At 41.3% G+C, this 4,811-nt stretch carries 3 protein-coding genes; all 3 read left to right on the top strand.

Annotated elements, in window-relative coordinates; genetic code table 11:
• Nucleotides 1–273, top strand: a 273-nt coding sequence (locus tag B2V92_RS04290; RefSeq protein ID WP_349681418.1) for a glycoside hydrolase family 95-like protein, incomplete at its 5' end; no start/stop codon positions are given.
• 7 nt (nt 274–280) lie between these two features.
• Nucleotides 281–2,323 (top strand): alpha-galactosidase, encoded by a 2,043-nt coding sequence (locus tag B2V92_RS04285; protein ID WP_293305035.1) that lies wholly within the window; start codon nt 281–283, stop codon nt 2,321–2,323.
• A gap of 54 nt (nt 2,324–2,377) precedes the next feature.
• Entirely contained in the window at nt 2,378–4,588 is a 2,211-nt protein-coding gene (locus B2V92_RS04280) for an alpha-galactosidase (protein WP_293305034.1), read from the top strand.
• The last annotated feature ends 223 nt before the right edge of the window (nt 4,589–4,811 follow it).

Below are 4,811 nucleotides of genomic sequence, written 5' to 3'. Positions count from 1 at the left end.
TTCCAGATTGATGGCAACTTTGGCGCTGCTGCGGCTATTGCCGAAATGTTGATCCAGAGTCATGATGGATTTATCGAACTGCTACCGGCCATTCCGGATGCATGGAAAGCCTTTGGAGAAATAAAAGGACTAAAAGCAAGGGGTAATTTTACAGTGGATATGAACTGGAAGGATGGTAAAATTACTTCCTACAAAATAGCTTCGGCAACACCACAAAAGGTAAAAGTGAAACTAAACGGAAAATTAACCACCATCACTTCGGTCAAACTTTAAACAATACATGATTTTTAAATTTTTATTCAAGCGCAAGGCATTTTTGATTTTAAGCTTACTATTCTTTTCAATCCGGCCAGTTTCGGCAATTGTTATTGATTATGGTAAAACGGGAAAAATAGATTATAACCTTAAAACCGGAACCTTTACTGTTTCGGAAGGAGGAGCACAGCTGTTGTTAAATGGTTTTTCTCAGGTCGAATTTCAGAAAAAGCTGTTCAGTTCTAAAGATTATAAGCAGATTATCTATACCAGAACCGCCGTTAAAGATGGTTTTGGAAATGGTTTTAGACATACCTTCCTGCTAAAAAAAGGTGGTTTACCAACTATGCTGCAGGTATTTTATACTTACAGCGGTAAAGATTATTTCGTGATCAGCATTACTTTACAAGGTGCTGATTTATCCATTAACCGCATTATTCCACTAGCCGGAAATCTGATTGATCAGGAATCTTCGGATATACCCACCAGTTTATTTGTACCATTTGATAACGATACCTTCATTTCGTACAATACAGTGCCTTTAAAAGCCAATGTGAACAATCCAAGTGCCGAGGTTGGCGCTTTATACCACGATCAGTCGCGTAAGGGTTTTGTATTTGGTTCCCTCGAACACAGCAACTGGAAAACGGGTGTGATCACTGCAATGGACGTCGATAAAAAGATTAGCATACAGGCCATTTGTGGTTATACCGAAGAAAGTATTACCCGCGATAAAATTCAGCATGGTTATTTAAATGGTAATGCAATCAGTTCGGCAAAGGTATTTTTCGGTGCTTTTAACGACTGGCGTTTAGGCATGGAAACTTATGCCAAACTGAACAGGATTTCGGAACCACCTATTGTTTTTAAATGGAACACGGCAACACCCGTAGGCTGGAACAGCTGGGGTGCCATGCAGGAAAAAATCACGCTCGAAAAAGCCAACCAGGTAAACGATTTTTTTGCCGATAGTTTAAAAAGTTTCAGGAGTGGGGGCGTGGCTTTTATCGATCTCGATTCGTATTGGGATAACCTGCTAGAAGGAGGCTTAACCGGCGATTACTCCAAACTAAAAGCATTTGCCGATCACGCCAAATCGAAAGGCTTGAAACCGGGCATTTACTGGGCACCTTTTGTTGATTGGGGTTTTGCTGGCGGTGGCAACCGTAAAGCTGAAGGAACCGATTACACTTTTGGTGAGATGTGGACAAAAGTTGGCGCTGGCCATCACGATATTGATGGTGCAAGGGCATTGGATCCAACGCATCCGGGTACGCAACAACGCATCGCAACCGTAATCAACAAATTTAAGGAATGCGGTTTTGAAATGATCAAAATCGACTTTTTAGGTCATGCGGCCATAGAATCTGATCACTTTTTTGATCCGAAAATTACAACAGGTATGCAGGCCTATAAAACCGGAATGGAGTTTTTGTTAAAACAACTTGATGGTAAAATGCTGGTTTACGCCGCCATTTCGCCAAATCTGGCTTCTGGCCGGTATGTACATGTACGCCGCATTGCCTGCGATGCTTTTAAATCGATAAAAGATACCGAATATACCTTAAATAGCGTAAGCAATGGCTGGTGGCAAACTTACCTTTACGATTATATTGATGCCGATCATGTGGTTTTCTCAGATCAATCAGACGGCGAAAATACTGCACGTTTTTTATCAGCCATTGTAACGGGTACCTGCATTACCGGCGACGATTTTTCGCGTCAGGGTAAATGGACTGCCACTGCACAGGGTTTGTTGAACAATACCGAAATCCTTAAAGTTTTGCAGGATGGAAAAGCATTTGTTCCTGTTGAAGGGAACAGGGGCAAATCGGCTTCACAGCTATTTGTAAAAGAGGTAGGAAATGTAAAATACCTGGCCGTATTTAACTATGGCGACGAAACAAAACCTTTTAGTATCAACTTTTCGAGGATCGGTTTAAAAACAAATGAGGTATATAAAGCCGAAAACCTGATTGCCAAAACAGCAGAAGACTTTAAAAACAACCAAACGATCAATCTGGCTGCTAAAGATGCCCTTATCCTTAAAATTACGCTCAAAAAGTAACATTTAATCAACCCTCTATCTATAAAACATTAGCGATTACTATTGAAAACACAAATGAACAAATCAGATCAATTTACAGGTTACATCAGGCATGGCGCATTGGCCATTGCCGTTTCCCTTTTTGCCATAACACAGCTTAATGCCCAAACCTTAATCCCTATCGAAACAGCCCATAATGCGCTGGTTTTACAGGCTGATGTTAAGAAAGATGTAAACACCATATTTTTTGGTAAAAAGCTTGCCGATAAACAGGAATACGCGCAGGTTAGCGGTATGTACAAACAAACAGAAGATTATACCGGACAGTTAAATTCGGCTTATACGCCTTCCGGATCGCGGAATTTGGTAGAACCGGCCATTAGTGTTACGCATGCTGATGGCAATAATTCGCTTGATCTGAAATATGTTGACCATAGCGTTACCAAAATCGATGATAATGTAAGCCTGTTAAAGATTAGGTTGAAAGACCCGGTATACAATTTCGAAGTAACGTTGTTTTATAAATCCTTTTATAAACAGGATGTAATAGAGCAGTGGACGGAAATTAAACACAGCGAAAAAGGTGCGGTTACACTGAACAAATATGCTTCGGCCAACCTGCATTTAAAATCGCCACATTTTTGGCTCAACCAGTACCATGGCGATTGGGCAAAAGAAATGCAGCCTGAGCAGAGCGAAATTACCCATGGTATTAAAACGTTGGATAGCAAGCTGGGTACCAGGGCGAATCTTTTCCAGCCCTCAGTTTTCATGATTTCGATGGATAAACCTGCGGAAGAGAACGAAGGAAATGTTTTGTACGGCGCTTTGGAGTGGAGCGGAAATTTCAAGATCGATCTGGAACTCGATTATCAGAATAACCTGCGCATTATTGCGGGTATGAATAATTATGCTTCGCCTTATAGTTTAAAACCGGGCGAAATTTTTGCAACGCCAGCGTTTCTATATACCTTTTCTGATCAGGGAAAAGGCGATGCAAGCAGAAAATTGCAGGATTGGGCACGCAGTTATAAGATTTTGGATGGGAAAGGCAGTCGGTTAACGCTGTTGAATAACTGGGAAGCTACTTATTTCGACTTTAATGAACAAAAACTGGCTGAATTATTAAAAGATACCAAAAAACTGGGTGTTGATTTCTTTTTGCTTGATGATGGCTGGTTTGGAAATAAATATCCGCGTAACAGCGACAACGCAGCATTGGGCGACTGGCAGGAAAACAAAAAGAAACTACCAAATGGCATCGCCTCATTGGTGAAAGAAGCCGATAAGGTTGGAACGAGGTTTGGGATCTGGATTGAGCCCGAAATGGTGAGCCCGAAAAGCGAATTATACGAAAAACACCCCGATTGGGTGGTGAAACAGCCAAACCGTTCGGAATATTATTTCAGGAACCAGCTGGAGCTTGATCTTTCGAACCCAAAAGTTCAGGATTTTGTTTTCGGAGTGGTTGACGATCTGTTTACAAAAAATCCAAAACTGGCTTATATTAAATGGGATTGTAATGCGGTGATTTATAATGCTTATTCGGCACATCAGGAAAATCAGTCGCACTTTTATATTGATTATGTAAAGGGTTTGTATAGCGTGTTACAGCGCATCCGTGCCAAATACCCAACGGTACCAATGATGTTATGCTCTGGCGGTGGCGGTAGGGTAGATTATGCTGCACTACAATATTTTACAGAGTTTTGGCCAAGCGATAATACCGATCCATTGGAAAGGATTTTTATGCAGTGGGAGTATTCTTATTTCTATCCGGCCATTAGCAGTTCCAACCACGTAACCGACTGGGGCAAACAACCGATAAAATTCCGTACGGATGTGGCCATGATGGGCAAACTGGGTTTTGATATTGTGGTAAGCAAACTGCCTGAAAATGAACTTCAGTTCTGTCAGGATGCGATCAAAAATTATAATGAAGTGAAAGGTATTATCTGGCAGGGCGAGCAGTATCGTTTAGCCGATCCGCGCAGCGGTAGTGTGGCCTCAATGTTATATGTAAACGACCAGAAAACAGAAGGTGTAATTTTTAATTACCTGGTAAATTACCGTTATGGCGAAGGCAGTAAGTATCCGGTTAAATTAAATGGATTGGATGCAGCTAAAAAATACCAGATCAAGGAGATTAACCTGTTCCCGGGTACAAAATCACCAATTGATGGCAACAAAACCTATACAGGAGATTTTTTGATGAAAGTGGGTTTCAACCCTGTTTTAAATACGGATAGAACAAGTGTAGTGCTGAAATTTGAGGAAGTGAAGTAGTTTAAAGGAGAACGTCATTAATATAGTCCGTCATTGCGAGGAACGAAGCAATCTTAAAGCGCACGCTAATAGCGATCGTTGTAAGATTGCTTCGTTCCTCGCAATGACGGACTTTTTTGCTTGTTGGTGATTGTTTGTGTCTCCGTGGTTTGTGTCCCTCACCCGCAAACTTTTAATAAAAAGTGCCGTCATCTTGACCGAAGCGCAGCGGAGTGGAGAGATC

It is taken from the genome of Pedobacter sp. UBA5917, from assembly GCF_002432345.1.
Lineage (GTDB): Bacteria > Bacteroidota > Bacteroidia > Sphingobacteriales > Sphingobacteriaceae > Pedobacter.
Note: the sequence above shows the minus strand (reverse complement) of the source record. Positions and strands in the feature narration are given on the sequence as shown.

What these genes read in the sequence shown, in the direction of transcription:
- B2V92_RS04285 (WP_293305035.1), top strand. Translation starts at nt 281, where the DNA reads ATGATTTTTAAATTTTTATTCAAGCGCAAGGCATTTTTGATTTTAAGC.
- B2V92_RS04280 (WP_293305034.1), top strand. Translation starts at nt 2,378, where the DNA reads ATGAACAAATCAGATCAATTTACAGGTTACATCAGGCATGGCGCATTG.